The sequence below is a fragment of the Halolamina sp. C58 genome (genome assembly GCF_051195095.1).
Lineage (GTDB): Archaea > Halobacteriota > Halobacteria > Halobacteriales > Haloferacaceae > Halolamina.
The window spans coordinates 1635769-1658661 of sequence record NZ_JBNTJY010000001.1 but is presented as its reverse complement, the minus strand read 5'-3'; the positions used below and the strand labels follow the sequence as shown (position 1 = coordinate 1658661).

24 protein-coding genes and 2 tRNA genes are annotated in these 22893 nt (G+C 69.2%); 12 read left to right on the top strand and 14 right to left on the bottom strand.

Going from position 1 to position 22893, the window contains the following annotated elements:
• Positions 1 to 85: 85 nt before the first annotated feature.
• Entirely contained in the window at positions 86 to 1957 is a 1872-nt protein-coding gene (locus tag ACQUSM_RS08655; RefSeq protein ID WP_435117755.1) for a helicase C-terminal domain-containing protein, read from the top strand.
• Positions 1958 to 1991: 34 nt separating this feature from the next.
• Entirely contained in the window at positions 1992 to 2810 is an 819-nt protein-coding gene (locus tag ACQUSM_RS08650) for a hypothetical protein (RefSeq protein WP_435117753.1), read from the top strand.
• 149 nt (positions 2811 to 2959) lie between these two features.
• On the opposite strand, the gene ACQUSM_RS08645 is transcribed toward ACQUSM_RS08650, so the two are convergent.
• Positions 2960 to 4075, bottom strand: coding sequence for a 60S ribosomal export protein NMD3 (locus ACQUSM_RS08645; protein WP_435117751.1), 1116 nt, complete (start codon positions 4073 to 4075; stop codon positions 2960 to 2962).
• 579 nt (positions 4076 to 4654) lie between these two features.
• Positions 4655 to 5365: a fumarylacetoacetate hydrolase family protein gene (locus ACQUSM_RS08640; RefSeq protein WP_435117749.1), complete on the bottom strand. Its 711-nt coding sequence runs from the start codon at positions 5363 to 5365 to the stop codon at positions 4655 to 4657.
• Between the two features lie 87 nt (positions 5366 to 5452).
• On the opposite strand from ACQUSM_RS08640, the gene htpX reads away from it, so the two are divergent.
• The 3 genes from htpX (at position 5453) to ACQUSM_RS08625 (ending at position 8195) form a co-directional block, all read left to right on the top strand.
• Positions 5453 to 6328, top strand: coding sequence for a zinc metalloprotease HtpX (gene htpX, locus ACQUSM_RS08635; protein WP_435117747.1), 876 nt, complete (start codon positions 5453 to 5455; stop codon positions 6326 to 6328).
• A 182-nt stretch (positions 6329 to 6510) separates the two neighbouring features.
• Complete coding sequence (locus tag ACQUSM_RS08630) at positions 6511 to 6735, top strand: hypothetical protein (protein WP_435117745.1); 225 nt, start codon at positions 6511 to 6513, stop codon at positions 6733 to 6735.
• A 35-nt stretch (positions 6736 to 6770) separates the two neighbouring features.
• The gene (locus ACQUSM_RS08625; protein ID WP_435117743.1) at positions 6771 to 8195 is read left to right on the top strand and encodes a dihydrolipoyl dehydrogenase family protein; all 1425 of its coding nucleotides are present in this window, start codon (positions 6771 to 6773) and stop codon (positions 8193 to 8195) included.
• Here ACQUSM_RS08625 and ACQUSM_RS08620 read toward each other — a convergent pair.
• The gene (locus ACQUSM_RS08620) at positions 8192 to 9232 is read right to left on the bottom strand and encodes a PfkB family carbohydrate kinase (RefSeq protein WP_435117741.1); all 1041 of its coding nucleotides are present in this window, start codon (positions 9230 to 9232) and stop codon (positions 8192 to 8194) included. The genes ACQUSM_RS08625 and ACQUSM_RS08620 overlap by 4 nt on opposite strands.
• A 110-nt stretch (positions 9233 to 9342) precedes the next feature.
• On the opposite strand from ACQUSM_RS08620, the gene ACQUSM_RS08615 reads away from it, so the two are divergent.
• Entirely contained in the window at positions 9343 to 9504 is a 162-nt protein-coding gene (locus ACQUSM_RS08615; protein ID WP_435117738.1) for a hypothetical protein, read from the top strand.
• Positions 9505 to 9515: 11 nt separating this feature from the next.
• On the opposite strand, the gene ACQUSM_RS08610 is transcribed toward ACQUSM_RS08615, so the two are convergent.
• Both ACQUSM_RS08610 and nucS read right to left on the bottom strand, forming a co-directional pair.
• The gene (locus tag ACQUSM_RS08610) at positions 9516 to 10046 is read right to left on the bottom strand and encodes a 50S ribosomal protein L16 (RefSeq protein ID WP_435117736.1); all 531 of its coding nucleotides are present in this window, start codon (positions 10044 to 10046) and stop codon (positions 9516 to 9518) included.
• Positions 10047 to 10104: 58 nt separating this feature from the next.
• Positions 10105 to 10878 (bottom strand): endonuclease NucS, encoded by a 774-nt coding sequence (nucS, locus tag ACQUSM_RS08605; protein WP_435117734.1) that lies wholly within the window; start codon positions 10876 to 10878, stop codon positions 10105 to 10107.
• A 107-nt stretch (positions 10879 to 10985) separates the two neighbouring features.
• Here nucS and ACQUSM_RS08600 point away from each other — a divergent pair, with 107 nt between their 5' ends.
• Entirely contained in the window at positions 10986 to 11525 is a 540-nt protein-coding gene (locus ACQUSM_RS08600) for a hypothetical protein (protein ID WP_435117732.1), read from the top strand.
• Between the two features lie 2 nt (positions 11526 to 11527).
• Here ACQUSM_RS08600 and ACQUSM_RS08595 read toward each other — a convergent pair whose 3' ends face one another.
• Positions 11528 to 12310, bottom strand: a complete 783-nt coding sequence (locus ACQUSM_RS08595) for an enoyl-CoA hydratase/isomerase family protein (protein WP_435117730.1) — start codon at positions 12308 to 12310, stop codon at positions 11528 to 11530.
• A 269-nt stretch (positions 12311 to 12579) separates the two neighbouring features.
• Between ACQUSM_RS08595 and ACQUSM_RS08590 the strand changes: the two genes are divergently transcribed.
• Together ACQUSM_RS08590 and ACQUSM_RS08585 are read left to right on the top strand one after the other, a co-directional pair.
• The gene (locus ACQUSM_RS08590) at positions 12580 to 13674 is read left to right on the top strand and encodes a TSUP family transporter (protein ID WP_435117728.1); all 1095 of its coding nucleotides are present in this window, start codon (positions 12580 to 12582) and stop codon (positions 13672 to 13674) included.
• Between the two features lie 52 nt (positions 13675 to 13726).
• A complete protein-coding gene (locus tag ACQUSM_RS08585) occupies positions 13727 to 14161 on the top strand; it encodes a universal stress protein (RefSeq protein WP_435117726.1) in 435 nt (144 codons plus the stop codon).
• A 42-nt stretch (positions 14162 to 14203) separates the two neighbouring features.
• Here ACQUSM_RS08585 and ACQUSM_RS08580 read toward each other — a convergent pair whose 3' ends face one another.
• The 8 genes from ACQUSM_RS08580 to ACQUSM_RS08545 form a co-directional block, all read right to left on the bottom strand.
• Positions 14204 to 14350, bottom strand: coding sequence for a hypothetical protein (locus tag ACQUSM_RS08580; protein ID WP_435117724.1), 147 nt, complete (start codon positions 14348 to 14350; stop codon positions 14204 to 14206).
• A gap of 57 nt (positions 14351 to 14407) precedes the next feature.
• Positions 14408 to 14809, bottom strand: coding sequence for a DoxX family protein (locus ACQUSM_RS08575; protein WP_435117722.1), 402 nt, complete (start codon positions 14807 to 14809; stop codon positions 14408 to 14410).
• A gap of 90 nt (positions 14810 to 14899) precedes the next feature.
• On the bottom strand, positions 14900 to 15757 hold the full coding sequence (locus tag ACQUSM_RS08570; protein ID WP_435117720.1) for an alpha/beta fold hydrolase: 858 nt from the start codon (positions 15755 to 15757) through the stop codon (positions 14900 to 14902).
• A gap of 61 nt (positions 15758 to 15818) precedes the next feature.
• A complete protein-coding gene (locus ACQUSM_RS08565; protein WP_435117718.1) occupies positions 15819 to 16457 on the bottom strand; it encodes a hypothetical protein in 639 nt (212 codons plus the stop codon).
• Between the two features lie 94 nt (positions 16458 to 16551).
• The gene (locus ACQUSM_RS08560; RefSeq protein ID WP_435117716.1) at positions 16552 to 18222 is read right to left on the bottom strand and encodes a pentapeptide repeat-containing protein; all 1671 of its coding nucleotides are present in this window, start codon (positions 18220 to 18222) and stop codon (positions 16552 to 16554) included.
• A gap of 353 nt (positions 18223 to 18575) precedes the next feature.
• Positions 18576 to 18649: transfer RNA gene (locus ACQUSM_RS08555), tRNA-Phe, on the bottom strand.
• 61 nt (positions 18650 to 18710) lie between these two features.
• Positions 18711 to 19265, bottom strand: a complete 555-nt coding sequence (locus ACQUSM_RS08550) for an FxLYD domain-containing protein (protein ID WP_435117714.1) — start codon at positions 19263 to 19265, stop codon at positions 18711 to 18713.
• Positions 19266 to 19488: 223 nt separating this feature from the next.
• Positions 19489 to 19561, bottom strand: a tRNA-Val gene (locus tag ACQUSM_RS08545).
• 84 nt (positions 19562 to 19645) lie between these two features.
• On the opposite strand from ACQUSM_RS08545, the gene ACQUSM_RS08540 reads away from it, so the two are divergent.
• The 3 genes from ACQUSM_RS08540 to ACQUSM_RS08530 all read left to right on the top strand — a co-directional run bounded on the left by ACQUSM_RS08540 (position 19646) and on the right by ACQUSM_RS08530 (position 22499).
• Complete coding sequence (locus tag ACQUSM_RS08540) at positions 19646 to 20143, top strand: DUF192 domain-containing protein (protein ID WP_435117712.1); 498 nt, start codon at positions 19646 to 19648, stop codon at positions 20141 to 20143.
• A complete protein-coding gene (locus ACQUSM_RS08535; protein ID WP_435117710.1) occupies positions 20140 to 20415 on the top strand; it encodes a DUF7538 family protein in 276 nt (91 codons plus the stop codon). Before ACQUSM_RS08540 ends, ACQUSM_RS08535 begins: the two co-directional genes overlap by 4 nt.
• 149 nt (positions 20416 to 20564) lie before the next feature.
• Positions 20565 to 22499: an ABC transporter ATP-binding protein gene (locus ACQUSM_RS08530; protein WP_435117708.1), complete on the top strand. Its 1935-nt coding sequence runs from the start codon at positions 20565 to 20567 to the stop codon at positions 22497 to 22499.
• Positions 22500 to 22893 lie beyond the last annotated feature (394 nt).

Sequence of the window (22893 nt, the reverse complement as noted above, 5' to 3'; positions counted from 1 at the left end):
AGATAATGTCTCTTTTGGCTTCCCCGACGCGACCGCGGTCCACGTTCGCTACATTGATCCGGCCGACAGCGTACCACTACACAGAGTGGATCCCGCCCGCATTCCCGACTCGTTCCCCGCGCCCTCCTTCCGCGGCAATCAGGAGCGGGCGCTCGCGGAGATCCGCGACGCGTTCGCGGCCGGGAACGACGTGGTGCTCGTGCGCGCGCCGACGGGCAGCGGCAAGTCCCTCCTCGCGCGGTCGATCATGGGCGCCGCCCGGACCGTCGAGGCGGCCGACCCCGCCCAGCCCACCGGCGCCTACTACACCACGCCGCAGGTCAGCCAACTCGACGACGTGGAGGCCGACGACCTGCTCGACGACTTCCGCGTCATCCGCGGGAAGAACAACTACGACTGCATCCTCCCCGGCGAGCACGACACGCCGGTCGATCAGGCCCCCTGCGTCCGGAAGAAGGGGTTCGACTGCACCGTCCGCCACCGCTGTCCGTACTTCTCGGACCGCGCCATCGCGAGCAACCAGCCCATCGCGGCGATGACGCTCGCGTACTTCATGCAGACCGCCGGCAGCGACGTGTTTCGGATGCGCGACGTGGTCGTCGTCGACGAGGCCCACGGGCTCGCGGAGTGGGCGGAGATGTACGCCGCCGTCGAACTCACCCCACGCAGAGTCCCGATCTGGGACGAGGTGGACGTGCCGGACGTGACCGCCGCGACGGGCGATCCCGTCGAGGGGGCCGTTCGATTCGCCGAGCAGCTGCTCGAACGCTGCGAGGCCGAGAAGGACCAGCTGCTCGCGAAGCCCGAACTCACGCCGGAGGAGGCCGCCCGCCGGGACCGCCTGCAGGAGCTGATCAGCGAGCTCTCCTACTTCGCCGAGGACTACCGCGACGCCCAGTCGCCGACGACGTGGGTGGTCGACCAGCCAGACGGCGCCGGCGGCTCGATCACGATCAAGCCGCTCGATCCGGCGAAGTATCTCCAGCACACCGTCTGGGACCGCGGCTCGAAGTTCGCGCTGCTGTCGGCGACGATCCTCAACAAGGAGGCGTTCTGCCGCGGCGTCGGCCTCGACCCCGAGAAGGTCGCGCTGGTGGAGGTCGGCCACACGTTCCCCGTCGAGAACCGCCCGCTGTACGACGTGACACAGGGGAAGATGACGTACGAGCACCGCGACGAGACGCTGCCGAAGATCGCCGACCTGATCGTCCGCCTGATGGCGAAACACAGCGAGGAGAAGGGGCTGATCCACTGCCACTCCTACGCGATTCAGGAGCGACTCGCCGACCGGCTCGCCAAACTCGGGGTCGCCGGCCGCGTCAGGGTGCACGATCGGGAGAACCGCGACGCGCAACTGGAGGCGTGGAAGGCCAGCGACGAACCGGAGCTGTTCCTCTCGGTTAAGATGGAGGAGGCGCTGAATCTGGAGGACGACCTCTGTCGCTGGCAGGTGCTCTGCAAGGCGCCGTACCTGAACACGAACGACTCCCGGGTCGAGCAACGGCTGGAGGAGGGGCAGTGGGCGTGGTACTACCGCGCCGCGCTCAGAACCGTGATTCAGGCCTGTGGGCGCGTCGTCCGTTCGCCCGAGGACTACGGCGCGACGTACCTCGCGGACGACTCGCTGCTGGAGCTGTTCGACCGCGCGAGCACGGACATCCCGGACTGGTTCCAGGACCAGGTCGACCGTATCTCCCGGCCGAAACTCCCGGAGGCCGATCCGGCGGCCGCGCTCGCGGGCGTCGACGCCAGCCCGACCGTCGGGTCGACGGGGAGTTCAGGTCGGAGTGAGCGCCGGAACTCCGGCAGTTCGACGGGAGCCGCGTCACGTTCGTCCTCGCGGTCGTCGACGACTTCGTCGTCCGGGGCCGGGGGCGACTCGCCGGCGAACAAGACCGAGGCCGAAGCCGAGAAGCGCGAGAACCACCCGCTCTCGGACGTATGGGGCGACGGATGAGCAGTCGCACCAGTCGGGACGTGTGGGGTGACTCGTGAGCCGTCTCACCGACGCCATCCGGGCCCGCTTCGGCGAGGATATCTTCCGGCGGATGGCGATCGCCGCCGTCCTCAGCGCGCTGCTCGTGGGCGCCGTCGGGATCGCGGACCCGTTCTACGCCCCGCCGGAGCCCCAGCCCGTCGACGCCGACGCGCCGCCGGAGCAGGTCGCGCTGGACGCCCTGCACGCCACGGGGACCAACGACTACCGGATGGACTGGATCACGCCGTGTGACGACGAGAACGTGACGCGACGGGACGGCGGCTGTGTGTTCCTCCGGTACACTGTCGAGCGCAGCGAGCGCGAGTACGCCGTCGCCAACGGCGAGGGGTACTTCGGGGTCGGCCCGGACGTGTACGCCGACGAGGTCAGCGCCACCTTCACCGACTTCCCGGAGAACCCCGACCGGAGCCAGTCCCGGGCGTTGAACCTCTGGGCGGACGCCGACCGGCTCGATCGAAGTGATCTGGCGGCGTCGCTCGCGAGCGATGCGGTCGAGACGACCGTCTCGGCGTCGAACGGGACGATCCGGCTCCGGACCGACAACGACACCGTCGCGAGCCGCCTGCTCGGCAGTTCGGCGAACGCGTCGGCGCCGCCGGACTCCTTCGACGCCACCGTCACCGTGGCCGTCGACGCGGAGTCGGGCTGGCTCCGGTCGATCACCATCCGCTCGACCAACGGGAACGAAACGGACTGGCAGCGCTACCGCTACGATCGGTGGACCGACGTGACCGTCGAGCGGCCCGCGGGGACGAGCCGGCCGATCCTCGGCTGGCTCTTCGACGCGATAAACCGCGAGTACCGGCCGTAGGTCCGTTCAGAGCGCCAGCGCGTACGCCATCGAGGAGCCGAGCATCAGGGCGACCATCGTGATCGCGAGCAGCTGCTTCCAGTCCATACCGGACCACGCCGGGCCAGCGGCTTAAGCTCCCGCGTCGGCGTCGATCCCGCGCGTTCGCCCTACGCCGGGTCGTCGTCGGGGACCATGTGCAGCCCCGAGCGGGACTTCAGCACCCGCACCTGCTCGGCGTCGGTGTCGAAGAAGTCGGGTCGCGGGATGCTCACCGTCTCGAACGTCTCGGGGTCGAGCACCTGCACCGCGTGCTCGTCCTCGACGGCGACGACGGTGGTCTCGACGGCGTCCTCGCGCTCGCCCAGCCGGCGCGCGTCGGGGGCGTCCCCCTCGTCGAAGCGGGCTTCGTAGCGCTCGCCCGAGGCGAGTCTGATCCCCTTGAGGTTCCCGCGGACGGAGGTGACGAGCACCGGCCCGTCGCCGTCCTCGGGGTCGATGATCTCGCCCGGGCGGTAGCGCGGCAGCCGGACCGAGAACGTGACGCGGTACACCTCGTTGCCGTCGGAGTCCTCGGTGACGAGCGTGGCGTACTCCTCGAACTCGCCGCCGAACTCCTCGACGAGGCGCTTCGAGAGCGCGCGGCCCAGCTTGTTGGTCGAGAGCTTGATGTCGGCGCCGTCTTTCACCTCCTTGGCCTCGGTGACGAACGCTTCGCGGTCGCCGTCGGCCTCCCGTTCCCGGACCATCTCGTTGGCGATCTCGATGGCGCGCTCGCGCTCGTCGCTGGTAGGGACGCGCTCCTCGGCGCGGACCTGTACCTCGCCCGCGTAGGAGCCGCCGGAGATGCGGCCACAGCGCTCGCACGTCCCGCGGGAGACTTTCACCGGGACGACGACCTGCTCCTCGACGGGCGTCCCGCGGACGATCCCCGAGAACGTGCAGTGCATGCGGATCGTGTTCTGGTCGACCTGTTCGGGCTCGACGCCCCACTGGACCTGCTCGGCCTTGAGGTGGACGCCGAGCGCTTCGGCGACCTCGTCGACGGCCACGTCGGTGTAGTCTTTCGCCCCCACGTCGACCCAGCGGTTGCCGCGGTGGACCGCGCCGCAGCGCGAGCAGACGAGCACTTCGATGCGGTCGGGGGCGTCGACGAGGTCGAACTGCTCGAAGTAGCAGGCGTCACAGAGTGCGGCGTCGCGGTCCCGCGGCTCCCCGGGGAGTGGCTCGGGGCGCTCGGGCACGTCGTCGCCGCAGCGAGGGCAGAACTCGCCGGACTTACTCATTGTTGGTGAATCGTCGGTTCGGACTGATAAGGACCGCGCTGTGTGTTTGGGGTGGTGTGCGTCGGTTTTGTGGGGGTCAAGTCAGCATTGCAGGCAGGAACCGCAACCGCGACAGCAGTTCGATCGCTGACCACTTGTGACCGCAGTGCGCCGGGCATGAAGCCCGGCGCAGCGCCGGGTCCCCACCCCTCCCCCCGCGGCCGTCGACGAGAATCGGAGATTCTCGTCTGCCAATCAGAAATCGGAGATTTCTGATGACGGCGACAGGTCGCCGGCGCGAGGCGTCCACCGCCACCGCACCGCGGTCGCTGTGGGCGCGAAGCGTCGGCGCCTCCGTGCGCCGACCGAGCGCGCGAGGTCCTCGCGAGTGGAACGAGCGAGGGCACGAGGGAGCTTCGCTCCCTCGGAGGACGACTGACCGAGTGGAACGAGGGAAGGAGTCGGTTGGGGAGGCGTGAGGGCGGTGCGGTCACAAGGTGCCAGCGATCGAACTGCTGTCGCGGTCGGTGTCCCAGCGGTCGAGCATCGAGCCACTCCCGTCAAAATTACTCCCAGTGGATATTCATCGACCGACCCCGACTACTCAACCGAATTACGCAGCGTCCCGACCCCCTCGTACCAGATCTCCACCTCGTTCCCCGGCTCGATCGTCCCCGGGTTCCCCGGGCTCCCGAACGCCACCACGTCGCCGGGCCGGAACGTGAACCGCTCGGAGAGGAACGAGAGCAGCTCGTACGGCCCCCACAGCATCAGCTCCGTGTTCGCGTCCTGCCGGACCTCTCCGTCGATCTCGGTGTACATGTCGATCCCCCGCGGGTCCACGTCCGTCTCGATCCACGGCCCCAGCGGGCCGGAGCCGTCGAACGCCTTCCGCGAGGTGAGCCCGGGCTGGTCCAGCGCGTCCACGTCGTTCATGATCGTGAACCCCCGGACCACCTCCTCGGCTTCCTCCGGCGTCAGGTCGTGACACCGCTCGCCGATCACGGCCGCGAGCTCGCCCGCGTACGTCACCTCCTCCGAAAAGCTCGGGTACGGGATCGGCTCCCCGTGGGGGATCACCGACGCCGGCGGCTTGATGAAAAAGGTCGGCTGCTCGGGGCGCTCGTACCCCTTCTGTTCGAGCGTCTCGGCGTAGTTCCGGCCGATGCAGTAGACCGCGGAGGGGTCACACGGCGGCGCGAGCTCGCCGTCCTCGCCGACCGCGTAGCGCTCCCCGTCGCTCTCGACCGCGCCGTCGACGTACTCCCCGGCGACGACGCCGTCGTCAGTCTCGATCCGTGCGAGTCGCATAGGTGCCACTCCGTCGGCGGGCGTATAGGGGTTCGGCTCGCGGGCCCGCAGGGAGGGGTTTAAACGCCTGAACGTCCATTCACCGGTATGGAGTGGAAAGCGGACTGGGGGCTCCGGGCACGCATGGGCGGGACCATGCTGCTGCTCGGCCTCCTCTACGTGGTTTTCGTCGGCGTGCTGGCCAGCCTCGGTGCCGGCCCGACGATGATCGTCGGCGTGATGGGACTGTTCATGCTCGGCCAGTTCTTCTTCAGCGACAAGCTCGCGCTGCGGAGCATGGGCGCTCGCGAGGTCGACCGCGAGGAGTACCCCGAGCTCCACGCGACGATCGAGCGCCTCTGCCAGCAGGCCGATCTGCCCAAGCCGACCGTCGCCGTCTCGGATATGCAGGTCCCCAACGCGTTCGCGGCCGGCCGATCCAAGAAGAGTGCGACAGTCTGCGTGACCCGGGGGCTGCTGCGCACGCTCGACGACGAGGAGCTGGAGGGCGTGCTGGCCCACGAGCTCGCCCACGTCAAGAACCGCGACGTGATGGTGATGACCATCGCCTCGTTCCTCTCGACGCTGGCGTTCATGGTCGTCCGGTTCGGGTTCCTGTTCGGCGGCGGCCAGAACCGCGAGGGCGGCGCGCCCGTCCTCGTCGCGGTCGTCGCCTCCTTCGCGGTCTGGGTGATCTCGTTCCTGCTGATCCGCCTGCTCTCGCGCTACCGCGAGTACGCGGCCGACCGCGGGGGCGCGGCGATCACGGGCAAGCCGTCGGCGCTGGCGTCGGCGCTGCTGACGATCGACGGCAGCATGGACCGCGTGCCCGACGAGGACCTCCGCGAGAGCGCGGAGATGAACGCGTTCTTCGTCATCCCGATCAAGTCGGGGATCGTCGGCAAGCTGTTCCGCACCCACCCGACCACGGAGAACCGCGTCGAGCGTCTGCGCGAGCTCGAACGCGAGATGGAGACGCAGTAGCTCAGTTCACCAGCGCCAGCAGGCGCGCCACGAACCGCTCTCGGCCCACCAACACGACGCCGCCGTCGAGTTCGGCCGCCGTCCCCGCGACTTCGGAAGCTATCCCACAGCGTACGCGTCGGGATCGAGATGCGGTACGCCCCGAAAGGCGTATGTCGAAACGCGTCTACGCCTGATCCGAGATGGGCAGATACGGATCGATCGACTATCCGGCGTTCGTCAAGCGCGGCGTCCTGCTCGGCCTCGCCCTCATGTTCGTGGGCGAGGTCGGCGGCTACGTCGCGGAGAACTACGTGTCGGTCCCGGCGTGGGAGGAGACGCTGTTCCTCGTCGCGGCGGTGATCGGGCTGCTGGCGTTCGTCCTCAGCCCGATCCTGTTCGGGATCGTGCTCCCGCTGACGGAGTAAGTAGCTCTTTTACCCAGTCACCCGTCGCGGGGCGTATGCACGTCGTCATCATCGGTGCCTACGGCAGCGCCGGCGTCGCCGTCGCCGACGGGCTCGTCGACCGCGTCGGCGAGGAGATCGACCGCCTCACGCTCGTCGACGACGGCGAGCCCGGCGGCGGACTCTGCATCCTCCGGGGCTGTATGCCCTCGAAGGAGGTGCTCTCGGCGGCGGCCCACCGCTATCAGGCCCGCACCGACCACCGCCTCGACGGCCCCGCCCACGAGATGGATCTCGACTCGATCGTCGGCACCAAAGACGAGCACGTCCTCGGCTTCGCCGAACACCGCCGCGGCCACGTCCACGATCTCGCCGAGCGGCCGGGCGTGGAGTTCGTCCACGCGACTGCCCGGCTCGACGGCGCCGACCGCGTGGAACTGTTCGAGGACGGCCCCGAGAACGAGCCGACGGGGACGCTCGACGCCGACTACGTCGCGGTCTGTACCGGGAGCACGGTGAACGTCCCCGACCTGCCCGGCATCGACGACGTGGCGTACATGGACTCCGCGGACGTGCTCGACGCGACCGAGCTCCCGGACTCCGGCGTGGTGATGGGCTTCGGCTACGTCGGGCTGGAGATGGTCCCCTACCTCGCGGAGGCGGGCGTCGACCTGACCGTGATCGAGCACGACGAGCGCCCGCTCGACGACGCCCCGCCCGCGTTCGGCGACGAGATTCTGGAGACCTACCGCGAGGAGTTCGGCGTCGAGATCCTGACGGAAACCGACGAGGAGCGCGTCGAACCGACCGACAGCGGTGGCGTCCGGCTCACTTGCGAGGACGACTCCGGCGAGCGCGTGATCGAGGCCGAGGAGCTGTTCCTGTTCACCGGCCGCCGGCCGAACGTCGACGGGCTGGGGCTGGAGACCGCGGGGATCGACGCCGAGCCCGGGTTTGTCGCGGACACGATGCAGGCCGCCGACGCGGAGACGGTGTTCTTCCCGGGCGACGTGAACGGGAAGGAGCCGCTGCTCCACATCGCGAAGGAGCAGGGGCAGCTGGCCGCCGAGAACGTGCTCGCTCACGCCCGCGGCGAGGCGCTCGAACCGTTCGAGTTCACACCCCACCACGTCATGTTCACGGCCGCGGGGGTCTACCCCTACGCTCGGGTCGGCCACACCGCCGAGACCGCCCGCGAGGCGCTCGACGACCCGATCGTCACCCGTCGCCGGGCGGCCGACGACGGCGTGTTCAAGACGAAAGACGCCCCGCGCGGGCTCGCCGAACTGGTGGTCGATCGCGACGGCACGGTCGTCGGCTACCAGGGGCTGCACTACCACGCCGACGTGATGGCCAAAACGATGCAGGTGATCGTCGAGATGGGGCTCGACGCCCGTGAGATCCCCGACCGGGCGTTCCACCCGACGACGCCGGAGATCCTCGACGGGCTGCTGCGCGACGCGGTCGCCGAACTCGACTAGGCGATCCCGCGCTCGTCGAGCCACTCCCGGAGAACTGTCGCCGACGCGGTGTCGCCGGTCGCGACGTAGTGGCTCGCACACGCGTTCCCGCAGGCCAGCGCGGTCGACCAGTCCCAGCCCGCGCCGAGGCCGACCGCCAGCCCGCCGGCGAAGCGGTCGCCGCCGCCGATCTGCCGGCGGTCCTCGACGACGGGGTTGTCGACCCGGACGATCCCCTCGTCGGTGGCGGCCAGCGCCTCTCCTTTTCCGTGTTTCACCACCGCGGCGGCGTCGATCGCGTCACGAACCGCGAGCACGCGGTCCTCGTCGTCGACCGGCGGCGCCGGCGGGTCGGGGAGCGCGGCCGTGATCGCCGTCAGTTCGGTCCGGTTCACGGAGAGGATCACGTCGACGCTCCCCCCGAGTGCCCGGAGCGACTCGCGCAGTTCGCGGTGGTCGTCGAGGTCGCTCCCCAGCACGTCGCCGGGGTCGAACACGAACGGGACGCCCGGGACCGACGCGTCGCCGAGCTCGTGGAACGCCTCGGCCATCCCCGGCATCGACACCCAGTTCGTGCAGACGACCGCGTCGGCGCCGAACACCGCTGGCAGCGGTGCGGCCTCGCGCAGGTCGGCGACCCCCCACTCGGCGATGTCGGGCGACGCCTCGACCAGCATCAGATCGTCGTCCGCGAAGTCGAGCACGTTCACGATCGCCGGCCGCCCCATCGAGACCGTGTCGAAGGGGAGATCCGCGAACACGTCACGCCCCGGTTCGGGGTCGTCGAGATGGCCGTAGCAGGTCGCCTCGGCGCCCAGCGCGTGGGCCTGCTGGGCGGCGTTGACCGCCTGCCCCCCGGCTTCCACGAACGCCGGGTCGAGTCCGAACCCCTTGCGGCCGCCGGTTTCGGCCTCCCTGACGAACGTCCGCCGACGCTCCACGGGGTCGAGCGCGCCCGCCGAGAGCCGACAGTAGCGGTCGACGCTCCCGTCCGGGAGCGTACTCACCGCGGGCCCGGGGCCGTCGGCCAGCCGGCGAACGAGCCGCTGGTAGGACATGCGGGCGGCTTCGGGTGGGGGGAAGAAGGGCGCTACGCTCGTCTCCGCCGGCTTCCCACGTGTCGGGAACGACCCCGCGGCTTTTCAGCCGTGACAACCGAGCTACACGTATGGAGGTCCCCGTCAGCAGACTGGGTGTGTTGGGCGTCCTCGGCGTCTTCGGCGTCGTGGCGAACGAACCGGCGCTGTTCGCACTGTTCGCGTTGTTCGTGCTGTTCGCCAGCGATCGGACGCTGACCGTGCCGCTGGGCGAAACGGAGAACAGCAGGTAGCCGCGAGACGGTTATCGGACGAGCAGGTCCTCGCCGCGCTCGACGACGATGCGGCAGGGCGGCGACATCTTGTTGTAGGCGCGGCGGAACGCCTCCTTCACGGCGTCGGCCTGATCGACCTCGCAGTAGGCCGTGAAGATGTTCTCGCCCTGCTCGATGCGGGCAGCGGTGCCGACCGGCTTCCCGAACGCCTGCCGCATCCCGTCGGAGACACGGTCGGCGCCGGCGCCGGTCGCCTGCTTGTTCTCGCGGAGCACCTGGTGGGGGAACTTCCGGAGGACCATCTTGTAGTTGCCCTCGCCGAGCTCCTTGATCAGGTGGCGGTTGGCCGACAGCCGCGCGGACTCGAGCGAGCCGTGGCGGATCTGCAGCGTCTCCTCGGGGCGCAGGGAGATCTTGACGGGGTAGTCGTCGGGATCTGCCTGCAGGTCGCCCATGTTGTGCTGGGCGATCTTCGAGCCGGGGATACCGGTGATGTACTCTCGCCGGGTGTACGACGGCTTGTCGATCTCCCGGTACATGGAGGCGGGCTTGTCAGACATGGCTACTTGGCTGTTCTGAGGCCCAGGCGGCGATTAAACCCTTCGATGCGTGCCCGACTCAGCGCTCGTCGCCCTCGGCGGCCGGTGACGGCCCCCCGTCCGTCGTCGCGTCCGCCCCCGGCGGCTCGACGGCGACGTGTGCGAGCCCGTTCTCGTCCAGCAGCTCCCGCGCGCGGTCGGTCACCGAGGGGGCGACGAGGATGCCGCGAACGTCGACGCCGTCGGGCAGCTCACGGGAGAGCGCCTCGACGTAGCGGCCGAGCTGCCCCGCGGCGTCCGGCCCGACGCGCCGGCGCTTCAGCTCGACGATCACGGGGCGTCCCTCGTCGTCGTGGCCGAACACGTCGACGGGGCCGGCGGCGGTCTCCCGCTCCGTGGCCGCGGGCTCGAACCCGGGCTCCACCAGCTCGGGGTTCTCGAGGATCCGCCGGCGGAGGTCCTCCTCGCTGCCGAACACGTCGACGCTGCGGCCGCCCGTGACGGGCAGGGCCGACACCTGCTCGACGCGCTCGAAGCGCACGTCGAGCGTCTCGTCGGGGTTCTCGCGCTCGCTGCGCACGCGCAGGCGGCCGTCCCGGACCGCAGCGTGGTGCTCCGACCCCGGCGGCTGCCAGTTCACCGGCGTCCGCTGCTCGTCGGTGTGGACGAGCGCCGTCCCGTCGGGTTTGAGGATCAGCAGGCGGTCGCCCGAGCCGAGCGAGGAGCTCGCGCGGCCGTCGTACTCGACGGTACAGCGGCCGAAGACGGTGACCAGCTCCCCGCGGTCGAACGCCGCCGACAGCGCCGCCAGCGCGTCGCGGTGGGCGGGTCGGTGGAGAGTGGTCACGCTCACACCGATCGTTGGCCGCCGGGGAACAAATGGCCGACGGTCCCGCGGGTCGTGACGGCCTCCCAACGGAAGCCGTAGCACATACAGTCCCCCCGGGGAAAAGGAGAGGCATGGTCGACCCCATACTCACCTACGTCGGCGGGATCGCGTTCCTCGTGCTCATCATCGGGTCAATGCTGTACCTGATGTACGACTACGAAGGCGTCGACGAGGAGGAGACCCCGAGCGAGAGCGTCGTCCGCGGTGCCGGCCCCGTGGCGGCCGAGGCGGCGGGCGACGACGAGGCGGTCGAGGGCGGCGCCGCCGACGAGACGGAGGCCGTCGAAGCGGACGCCCCCGACGAGGAGGCCGAGCAAGCCGACGAGGAGGAAGCTGCTGACGGCGAGGGCGATGCGGAGTCTGCCGAAGACGCTCCCGACGAGGGCGAGTCGGACGACGCGGAGTCGGCGGACGACGAGGAAACGACGGCGGACGACGAGACGGAATCGGCCGACGACGGTGACAACGAGGAGTCTGCTGCCGACGGCGACACCGACGCGGACGAAGATGCGGACGAAGATGCGGATGAAGACGCGGACGCCGACGCGGACGAAGACGCGGACGAAGACGCGGATGAAGACGCGGACGAAGACGACGAATCGGAGAACTAAGCCTACCCGTCGAGGAACGACTCGACGCGCTCCCGGCGTTCCGTACTCTCGAACTGCTCCCACCACAGCGACGCCTCGCGCTCCCGCGCAGTCGCGGGATCCGGCGCCGCGACGGCGGCGTTGATCGCCCGCTTCGCCCGTTCTCTCGCTTCCGTTCCGACCTCACCCATCGACGCCACGAGCTCCGCGACGCGCTCGTCGAGCGATTCGTCGGGAACTACGTCGGTCAGGAGCCCGATCTCCCCGGCGCGGTCGGCGTCGATGCGCTCGGCGGTGAACACCAGTTCTTTCGCGGTCGACTCGCCGACGGCGTCGACCAGTCGCCGAGTCGCGCCGCCGGTGGGGAGCAGCCCGACCGCCGCGGTCGGGAGCCCGAACGTCGAGCCCTCGCTCGCGACCCGGAGGTCACAGTACAGCGCGAGCACCAGCCCGCCGCCGACGCAGAAGCCGTCGATCTTCGCGATCACCGGCGCGTGACAGTCGTGGGGCGCCCGAAATATCTCGTGGAACCGCGCCTGTCGCTCGCGCTGTGTCGGGTCGTGCTCGGCACTCGGCCCGGCGTACTCCGCGAGGTCGGCGCCGGCGGAGAACGCCTCCTCGCCCGCCCCCTCGATCACCACGGCGTCGATCGAGCGGTCGTTCTCGATCTCGGCGAACGCCCGACCGAGGTCGTGCATGACGGCGGTGTTGAGCGCGTTGTGCGTCTCCGGCCGGTCGATGGTGAGCGTCGCGAGGCCGTCCGCGACGACCGCGTCGAGGTGCCGGTAGGGGCCGTACTCGGGCATACTCCGCGGTGGTCGTGGCGGCGGCAAAGAGCTACCGACGCCGAGTGGAACGGTTTTTCCCTCGTGACGGGTACCGTCGTTCATGTACCTCTACGGCCGACAGCGCGACACCGTTCGACCCTTCGCCGCCCACGGGGGGCGTGGTTGATGTCCGGTCGCACTGCCTCCCGACCGGCGTCCGACCAGCCCTTCCTCGCCGACTGTTCCCGATCGTTCACCAGCGCCGGCGCCACCCCGGCGACCGCCACGAGCCAGCCTCGGTGATCACGATGACGGAGAGTACACCTCAACGGATCCAGAAGTCGTTCCTCCGCTACCAGCACCTGTTCGTCTTCGCCGCGCCCGTGGTGTTCGTCGTCGGCGTCTTCTTCGCCGCGCCGACGCCGACCGGGGTCGGCACCGACTACTGGCTGGAGTACTGGTGGCTGTTCCCCTTCTTCCTGCTCGGGGCCACGATCGTCAACACCGTCGGGATCAGCGGCTCGGCGCTGTTCGTCCCGTTCCTGATCTTCATCTTCCCGCTGCTCGCGGGGGAGACGCTCACCCCCTCGACGCTCGTGAAGGTCGGGCTCATCAGCGAGTCGTTCGGCCTCTCGAGCTCCGCGGTCGCGTTCATCCAGTACGGGCTCGTCGACCGCCGGCTGGCGGCGACGCTCGTCCTCGGCGGTCTGCCGTTCGTCGTCGGCGGGGCGCTGCTCTCCTTTGTCATCCCCGACCCGCTGTTCCACGCGGCGCTGGGGCTGGCGCTCATCGCCGCCGCCTACCTCATGCTCAAAGCCGACCTGAGCCACGAGGAGCCCGACGCCACGAGTGAGAGCGACAGCGCCGAGGCCGCCACCGACGGCGCCGGCGAGTCCGACCTGCCCGACGACGCCGGCAAGCCCGGTGACGCCGGCGTCGAGACAGCCGACGGAACCGTGACGCGGGTCGACCGCGCCGGCGAGACGTACTACTACTCGTGGTCGGGCTACCTCGAACGGTTCGCGAACTACAGCGTCGGCGGCGTGTTCCAGGGGCTCGCCGGCTTCGGTATCGGCGAACTGGGGATCATCTCCCAGCTCCGGACGAACGTCCCCGTCCGGGTCGCGATCGGCACCAACCACATCGTCGTCGCGGTGACGGCGGTGATCGCCTCGCTGGTCCACGTCTTCGGCGGGCAGTTCGTCCCCTTCGGCCACACGCTCAGCCTCGCGTCGACGCCGTGGAACATGGTGGTCTTCACCGTCCCCGCGACGGTCACCGGCGGCCAGATCGCGCCGTACGTCTCGAACGCGCTGGACACCGAGTTGATCCAGAAGGGCGTCGGCGGCCTGTTCGGCATCATCGCGGTCGCGCTGTTTTTGATGGCCACCGGGGCCGTCTGAGCGGCGCCGTCGGACGCAAGCTTTCTCCCCGTTCCGTCCCTCGGAGCCGACCGTGTACGACCACATCCTGCTCCCGACCGACGGCAGCGAGGGCGCCGATGCCGTCGCCGACCACGTCGGGGCGATCGCCGACCGATTCGACGCGACGGTGCACGTCCTCGCCGTCGCCGACACCCGGAACCGATTCGAGAGCCCTTCGAGCGGGCTCGCGCCGGACGTCTGGGAGGAGGCCGAGAGCGAGCGCGCCGAGGCCGCCGTCGACGACACCGTCGCGATCCTCCCCGACGCCGTCCCGGTCGAGCGCGTGGTTGAGTCGGGGGTCCCCCACGAGGTGATCCTCGAGTACGCGGACGCGGCGGGGATGGACGTGATCGTGATGGGTACACACGGCCGGACGGGACTGGACCACTACCTCATCGGCAGCGTCGCCGAACGGGTCGTCAGGCGGTCGTCGGTCCCCGTGCTGACCGTCCGAATCGAGGAGTGAAGAAGTCTCTCGGAACCCGGGAATCCGGGCGATCGACGCGGCCTACGTCCGCGCGTCGACGCGCATCTCCACGTAGCGCCGACTCCACCGCTCGACGTGCCGGCGGATCTTCGCGACGAGCCGACTGACGAGCGAGGGCTCTTCGGACTGCGAGTCGACGTTGGTAGGGGCGCTGTTCTGGAGACTCATTCCATCATAGTCTTTCACACGCTTTCGGCATAATTCTGGCGCCTGTCGCGCCCGGGGTCACTCCTCGTCCGGCCGCGTGTACAGCCACGCCCAGCCCACCAGAACGGCTTGCATCGGCAGTCGGAGCCACGCTGCGAGCCGGGCGGCGTCGTCGAACTGGTCGGGCACGAGTTCGGGCGCCACGTCGTCGGTCACGGTGTACACGTTCGCCGGAAACACGGCGATCAGGAGCGCGACGATCCCCCACGCCGACGGGCGGCGGGTTCGCTCGAACAGCACGCCGGTCCCAAGGACGATCTCCGCGACGCCGGAGAGGGACACCAGCGCCCCCGGCCGCGGGAACTGCGGCGGCACCACTCGCTCGAACGCGCGCGGCGCGAGGAAGTGGCTCACGCCGGCGACGACGTAGAACAGCCCCATGACCGTCCGCAGCGCTCGCCCGCTGTCTGAATCGCTCATCGGTCCCGTGTCGACCCCCGGCAGCAAGAGCGTTCCCCCCGGCGCTCGCTCGCCGCCCGACCGTCGCGTCCCGACGAGTGGTCGGCGCGGTTACGCTTCCGCCGCGTGAGCGGTCAGCGCCTCCGGTACGGCCCGCAGCAGCGTCCCGAGGTGGTCGGCTCCGTCGAGGACGTGGAGTTCGGCCGACGGGAGGCGCTCGTGGAGCCGTCGAGCGTTCACCGGCGGGACGTTGGTGTCCTCGTCGCCGTGTCGAACGCGAACGTCCGGGCGAACGTCGTCGAGCGCGATCCCCCACGCCGTCGCGGTGTTCGCGAACTCGGTGACGGCGCCGGACCGGGAGTCGCTGAACGCGTCGAGGAAGTCCGCCTTCACCGTCTCCGCGACGTCCGCCGGGACCGATCCGGGGTCGTCGGTGTACTGTGCGAGCACGAACGACGGGTCGCGCCGCGCGGCGAGCCACGCCTGGCCACGGAACAGGCCACCGAGCAGTCGCGGCGTCGCGCTCGCGAGCCCGGCGAGCACGCGCTGTGGCGTCGGCGTCTCCGCGGCGACGCTCGGCGGGGTCGTCCCGGCGACGAGATCGACGCCCTCGACACGGTCGGGCCGGGTCGCCGCGAGCGCCAGCGCGTGCGCGCCGCCGCCGGAGAACCCGATCACGCCGGCCGACTCGACGCCGGCGTCGTCGAGAACGTCGGCGAGGTACGTTCCGGCGTCCGTGACGGCGCGATCGGGCCACGGCTCCGAGCGTCCGTACCCCGGCCGGTCGGGTGCGAGCAGGCGGACGCCGAACTCGCGAGCCTCGGCGTCGAACAGTTCGCCGAGCCGGCGCGACCCCGGCGTCCCGTGGAGGAAGAGGACGGGAACACCGTCGGGGTCGCCGTACTCGGCGTAGGCGAGCTGTCGGTTCTCGGCTGTGCTGCACGTCGTGGTGTGGTCTCGGGGTGTCACTGTTCGGTCGGGAGATGGTCAGCCTGCGAGCAGTCGGTGGTCGGTACCGCGGCGGCGAGAGTCACGACGACCCCGCACCGCTCACGTCGATCGTTCCCCGGCCGCTGGCGCGGACCGTCTCGCCGAACGCGCCGGGCTCGGACGCCTCGACCGTGAACGAGCAGTGGACGCGGTCGGGCACTGCGTCGACCGGATCGAACACGACGGGGAACGTGATCGTGCCCCCGGAGCCGATCTCGGGGAGCTCGACGACGAGCTCGCGCCGGCCGGGACGATGGTCGTACCCGGTCCGGAGGTCGAACCCCCCGCCCGGCGGCTGGACCCACATCTCGAAGGGGTGGGAGACGGCGTACTCGCTCGGCGGGCCGAGCCGGAACCGCGCCCGGTCGGCCTCGTAGTCGGTGTACGCCTCGCTCGCGGCGATGCCGCCGACGGTCGTGTTCAGCTCGAACGCGAGCGGCGGGGGGCTCGGCTCGGACGACTGTCCGCCGTCGAACGTCACCGACGCGTAGCCGATGCCGTCGTCGTGTGCTTCGACCTCGCTGGCGGGGTACTGCCAGACGAGCTCCCGCTCGTCGCCGGTTTCGACCGTGTCCGCCTGTCGCGGGTCGGTTCCCGGAAGCTGGCCGGCACAGCCGGCGAGGACTGTCGCGCCGCCGGCGCCGATGCCGGCGAGCAGCCGCCTGCGTGTGGAGGGCATCGTCGCTATCGGTCGCGGGGTCGACAAAAAACTCTCCCGGTATCCGGGTCGGCAGGCGCCGACGGCGGGTCGTCCGCGGGGTCGACCTCGCCGTTCACCGGGTGAGGCGCCGGGTGAAGGCGTAGACGAACAGTGCGACGAAGAACGCGCCGGTGAACCCCTCGACGATGCTCGCGACGGCGACGAGCCGCGTGGTCTCCTGGGGCGGCGTGCCGACGATGAACGTGATGAAGCTCTGAAAGCTGAACAACACGGCCTCGATGGCGGACGTTTCGCCCGCCCCCAGCTGGTCGTACAGCCCGGCGAAACCGAGCACGACGGCGATCGAGGAGCCGACGATGCGCAGTGGGTACTCGCCGTAGCCGGTCACGGCCATCAGCGTGGCGTTCCGGAGCCAGTCGAAGACGGTTCGGAGCCCGTCGCCGCGCCCGGACCGCACGAGCTCCGCGAGGCGGTGACGGCGGTACGTCATCTCCTTGTAGTAGAACTGCCCGACTGCGGTGGTGTTTCCGACCTGTTTCGCGCCGTTTTTCGCGTTGAGGTACGTCTCCCGGAGCGTCTCCGGCGGGAGGGGGCCGCGTCGCTCCTCGGGCAGCACCGACTCGTCGAACACCTCGTGGATCCGCCAGCCCGCGACCTGCGGGTCCATGTCGTCGCTCTCGAACTCGAACCCGTCGAACGTGGTCGCGACCAGCCTGACGTGTTCGATCACCGGCTCCGAATCCGGCGTGGTGACCGCCACGTCGCCCAGCGTCGCCCGCTCGGCGTCGTAGAGGATCTTCCCCTCGTTCGGCTGGCCCAACTCGCCCGCCTCGACGACGCTCTCGGAGAGGTCGACGTACTGCGGGTCGCCCTCGACCCGATCGGGGGTCATCTGGAGGTTCTCTAAATGGGTGCCGGAGAGATCCATCGACCCGCCCGCGTTCACGCCGGAGAAGTCGGTCGTGCGCTCGAACTCCGCGTCGACGAAGCTGTGTGGCCCGTCGAACTGCGCGTCGATGAAGTCGGCGTCGTCGCCGAACTCCCCGAGCTTGAACCACGCCTCGTCGTGGAAGTGGGCCTGCGAGAACCGGGCGTAGTTGTCGAAGTCGACGCCGCGGAAGTAGGCGTACGCCCGGAACTCCGTATCCCGGAAGATCGCGTGCCGGCGGAACACGGTGTACCAGAACCACGCGTCGTCCTCGAACGTCCCGTGTTTCACGTTGAACGGTCGCCGGAACGTCGCGCCGCGGAACCGCGCCGGCCCCGTGAACGTCGCGTCGCGCATCCCGACGTTGCCGTCGAACACCGCGTCGCGGAAGCTGGACGGCCCCTCGAACGTCGCGTGGGCGAACCGGATCGGCTGCCGGACGACGGTGTCCCGGAGGTCGGCGCCGGCGATGTCGGCGTGAGAGAGGTTGATGTAGTGGCTCGTGCCGGCGTCGAGCACCTCGCCGGCGATGTCGAACGCCTCGAACGTCGCGTCGACGAACTGTACCCGTCGTCGCCGCGCTTCCCGGCTCTCGAGCTCGCCCGCCGCCGCCACCGCGTCGAGGAACGCCGCGGTCGCGTCGAGCTCCGGCGGTCGCTCCGCGACGGGGAGGTGGAACGGACACTTCTCGTGGCCCGGCACCGCGTCGTGGGGGCAGGACCACGTCCCGTCCTCGACGCCGGGGACGCTCTCGTCCAAGAGCCAGCGGTACTGTCCCGCCTCGTCGTCCCCCTTGTGGTCGTAGTCGCGGAACTCGGGGTACTCCGGCGTGAACGTGTGGACGCACTGGGCCATCGTCTCGGTCGTACTGTTCGGAGCGGTCTGTTAACTGTTTGGTCGCCGCTGGCGGGTCGGTTCGCGTGGAGAAGTATGCCGCCTCCCCGATTTGAACGCCGGAAGCCGGTCGTGCTCACTTCGTTCGCGCGCTGCGACTTCCGTGCCCCCGCTCGCTTCGCTCGCGGGGAGGGGGACAGCCCGATCTTCAGTCGTCGCTGTCGAATGTGATTCGCGTAGAGGAGTATGCCGCCTCCCCGATTTGAACGCCGGAAGACGGTCGCGCTCACTGCGTTCGCGCGCTGCGACTTCCGTGCTCAAATCGGCTCGGCGTCGTTTTCTCGACGGTTCGCTCCGCTCACCGTCTCGAAACATGCCGCCTCCCCGATTTGAACGGGGGACAGCTCGATCTTCAGTCGAGTGCTCTCCCAGTCTGAGCTAAGGCGGCGCAGTCGGACGAACGCCCGATCCGGCATTAAGGATTTCGAAAAACCGCGAGCCGGCGACGATCAGGCGACGGTGCGCGTCTGCTTGAACACGTACGTCGCGTCGGCGGTCTCGACGTACGTTCTGATCACGATCTGTCCGTCGTTCTGCTGGACTTTGTACGCCTCGGAGTAGCTGAGGTCGACGCGCTTCTGGTCGTTGAACGTCTCGCCCGGCGCGAGATCGCCGGCCTCCGAGCTCCCGCTCCAGATCATGTCGCCGTCGGTGTAGATCTCCGACCGGACCGTCACGTCCTCGGCGGTCTGGTCCTGCTGATTCGTGATCGTGCCGTTCACGTCCCGGCACGTCCGGCCGCACTCGGTGATCTCCTCGATCACGAAGGTGAACGGCTGTGGCGCCTCCGTCGCGGCCGCGCCGCCGCTGCCGTCGCTGCCGCCGTCGCCGCCGCTCGCTTCGGTGTCCTCGACGACGACCGTGTTCTCGTACGGCGTCGACGGTCCTGCGCTCCCCTCGTCGCCGCCGGGGGCCGGGCCGAACCCGGTCACCAGCGCGGCAGCGACCCCTCCCAGCGCGATCACGACGACGAGCACCGCGATCGCGACGTGTTTCCGGTTCATTGGTGCTTGCTCGGCCGAGTGGCCTCACTCGGGGGTGATTCCCGCCACCAATAGGTCTGTTGGGCGGTGCAGTTGGTCGATTGAGAGGTTCGGGCGGATTTGGAACCACGGTCGGACGTGCTCGCTGCGCTCGCTCACCTCCCGCTCCCTGGTTCAAATCCTTCTCGCCCACTTCGATTCCACGGACTCCTCGCTGGCGCTCGTCGTTGCGAGGAATCAGAAGTGGGCTCGGGCGGATTTGAACCACCGGCCTCTTCCTTGTAAGGGAAGCGTCATAACCACTAGACCACGAGCCCGCACGCGAACACACCGGAGCCGCGCGAATAACGATTTCGCTCTCCGGCGCAACGCTTAGCACCCCGTAACCCCACGTCGTACCTGTGCGAAACCGCTCCCTGCTCGCGGTCCTCGTCGTCCTCGTCGCCGTCGGCGCCGGCGCGTACGTCCTCCTCGACGACACCGAGCAGACGACCGTCACCTTCGTCGACGGCGAGAACGGCACCGAACTCGCCACCGTCTCGGTGAACGTCTCCGACACGTGGGACGAGCGCTACACCGGCCTGAGCGATCACGAGTCGCTCGGCCCGGACGAGGGCATGCTGTTCGTCCACCCCCGCGAGGCGACTCACGGCTACGTGATGTGGGACATGGCGTTCCCCATCGACATGGTGTTCGTCGCCGAGAACGGGACGATCACCACGATTCACCACGCCGAGGTGCCGCCGACGGGCGAGGAGAGCCCCACCTACGAGGGGTACGGGAAGTACGTCGTCGAGATCCCCTACGAGTACACGACCGAGCACGGGATCGAGGTCGGCGACCGCGTCGTGATTCCCGAGGAGAACCGAACCGCCGCGACCACGGAGGCCGACGCGTGAGCGAGTCCGACGCGGTCGACGCGCTGGCCGACCGCGAGGGGTGGGTCGCCGAGGCGTTCGCCGCCCGCGTGCACTACCGCGGCGACGGCGACCGCTACAGCGTCGAGTACTACGCGCCCAGCGACTGCGTCCTCTACTGGCGGGTGAAAGGCGACGGCGAGACGGCGGTCCCGGTCGGTCGTGACACCGTTCCCGACCCGCTTCGCGCGCGGATCCGCGAGGATCTCGACGCCGCCGGCGTCGACCCGAGCGTCGAAGGACGCACGCTGTGAGTCTCGTCCACGCGACCCACACTACCGGAAACTACTTTCTTCCCGGGATCGCTCGACCGATACCGGTGAATTCCGCCGCGTTGCTTCCGAACGACGTGTTTCGATTCGTAAAGGTTTTTGAGTGATCCTCGCGTCCCAGTGAGTAACGAATGTCACACCCCGCTGACGAAGACGACCCCTTCGAGGATATCCGTCAGAAGACGGATAACCCCATGCGACGCCTCTTCGAGGAGTACGGCTTGCCGAACGCCTTCTACTTCGTCGTCGGCTTCTTCGGTAGCGTCGTCGCCCGCGTGCTCGACCTGCTCCCGCCGCTGATCCTCGGGATCGCGATCGACGCGGTGTTCCGCGACGAGGCCCCGTACGACCTGCCGCTGGTCCCCCAGAGCGTCATCCCCGACGGGACCATCGAACAGTTCTGGTTCAGTATCGGCATCCTCGCGTTCGCCTTCTTCGGCGGCTCGGCGTTCCACTGGATCCGAAACTGGGGCTGGAACTCCTTCGCACAGAACATCCAGCACGAGGTCCGGACGGACACGTACGACAAGATGCAGCGGCTGAACATGGACTTCTTCGCCGAGAAGCAGACCGGCGAGATGATGTCCATCCTCTCGAACGACGTGAACCGCCTCGAGCGGTTCCTCAACGAGGGGATGAACTCCATGTTCCGGCTCTCGGTGATGGTGCTCGGCATCGCGGCGATCATGTTCTGGATGAACCCCCGACTCGCGGTGGTGTCGCTGCTCCCCGTGCCGATCATCGCCGTCATCACCTGGAAGTTCATCGACGTCATCCAGCCCAAGTACGCCGACGTGCGCAAGACGGTCGGCCACCTCAACAGCCGGCTGGAGAACAACCTCGGCGGCATCAAGGTGATCAAGACGTTCAACACCGAGCGCTTCGAGTCCGACCGCGTCGACGACGTCTCCCAGGAGTACTTCGACGCCAACTGGGACGCCATCGAGACCCGGATCAAGTTCTTCCCCGCGCTGCGGGTGATCGCGGGCATCGGCTTCGTGATCACGTTCGCGGTCGGCGGGCTCTGGGTGCTCGGCGAGGCGCCGCTGTGGATCACCGGCGGGCAGGAGACGCTGCGGGCCGGGACGTTCGCCTCCTTCATCCTCTACACCCAGCGGTTCATCTGGCCGATGGCGCAGTTCGGCTCGATCATCAACATGTACCAGCGCGCTCGCGCCTCCAGTGCCCGCATGTTCGGGCTGATGGACACGCCGTCCCGGATCGTCGAGGATCCCGACGCCGAGGAGCTGGAGGTCACCGAGGGCCGCGTCGAGTACGACGACGTGACGTTCGGCTACGACGAGGCGGAGACCATCGTCGAGGACATCAACTTCGAGGTCGACGGCGGCGACACGCTCGCGCTGGTCGGCCCGACGGGCGCCGGGAAGTCGACGGTGCTCAAGCTCCTGCTGCGGATGTACGACGTCGACGAGGGGTCGATCGAGATCGACCACCAGGACATCCGCGACGTGACGATCCCCTCGCTCCGGCAGAAGCTCGGCTACGTCTCCCAGGACACGTTCATGTTCTACGGGACGGTGTCGGACAACATCGAGTACGGTACGTTCGACGCCGACCACGAGGAGGTCGTCGAGGCCGCCAAAGCCGCGGAGGCCCACGAGTTCATCATGAACCTCCCCGACGGCTACGAGACCGAAATCGGGGAGCGCGGCGTCAAACTGTCGGGCGGGCAGCGCCAGCGGCTCTCGATCGCCCGGGCGATCCTGAAGGATCCGGAGATCCTCGTGCTCGACGAGGCGACCTCCGACGTCGACACGGAGACGGAGATGCTGATCCAGCGCTCCATCGACAAGCTGACCGAGGACCGCACGACGTTCGCGATCGCCCACCGGCTGTCGACGATCAAGGACGCCGACCAGATCCTCGTGCTGGAGGACGGGCAGGTCGCCGAACGCGGCACCCACGAGGAACTGATCGCGGAGGACGGCCTCTACGCCCACCTCTGGGGCGTGCAGGCCGGCGAGATCGACGAACTCCCCGAGGAGTTCATCGAGCGCGCACAGGAACGGCACGCGCAGGCCGACGTGGACGTGGACGACGATTAGGGAGCTTCGCTGACGGAGACGCCTTTCTCGGGTGGAGCGTTGCTTTTTCGTTTTGACGGGCGTCGACGGCATCCCAGAATTCGGTATTTAGACTGCGAACAGGACCGCGGAGTGAGCCTGACCACTTGCGACCGCACCGCCCCGCACAGTCCACATCGCTCGCGGCTCACTCCGTTCGCCGCTCGCTTCGAGGCGGTTTTCCGCTCCCGTTGGTCGCGTTTTCCCGCCTCGCCCCCTCCCCAGCCGACTCCTTCCCTCGTTTCACTCGGTCAGTCATCCCTCGCGCTCGACTCGCGGACGGAGCCGCTCGCGCTTCGCGCCGACCGCCACAGCGGTGCAGTGGCGGTGGACGCCTCGCGCTCGCCAACGGACGGCGAGCGCGGGGGGAGGGGTG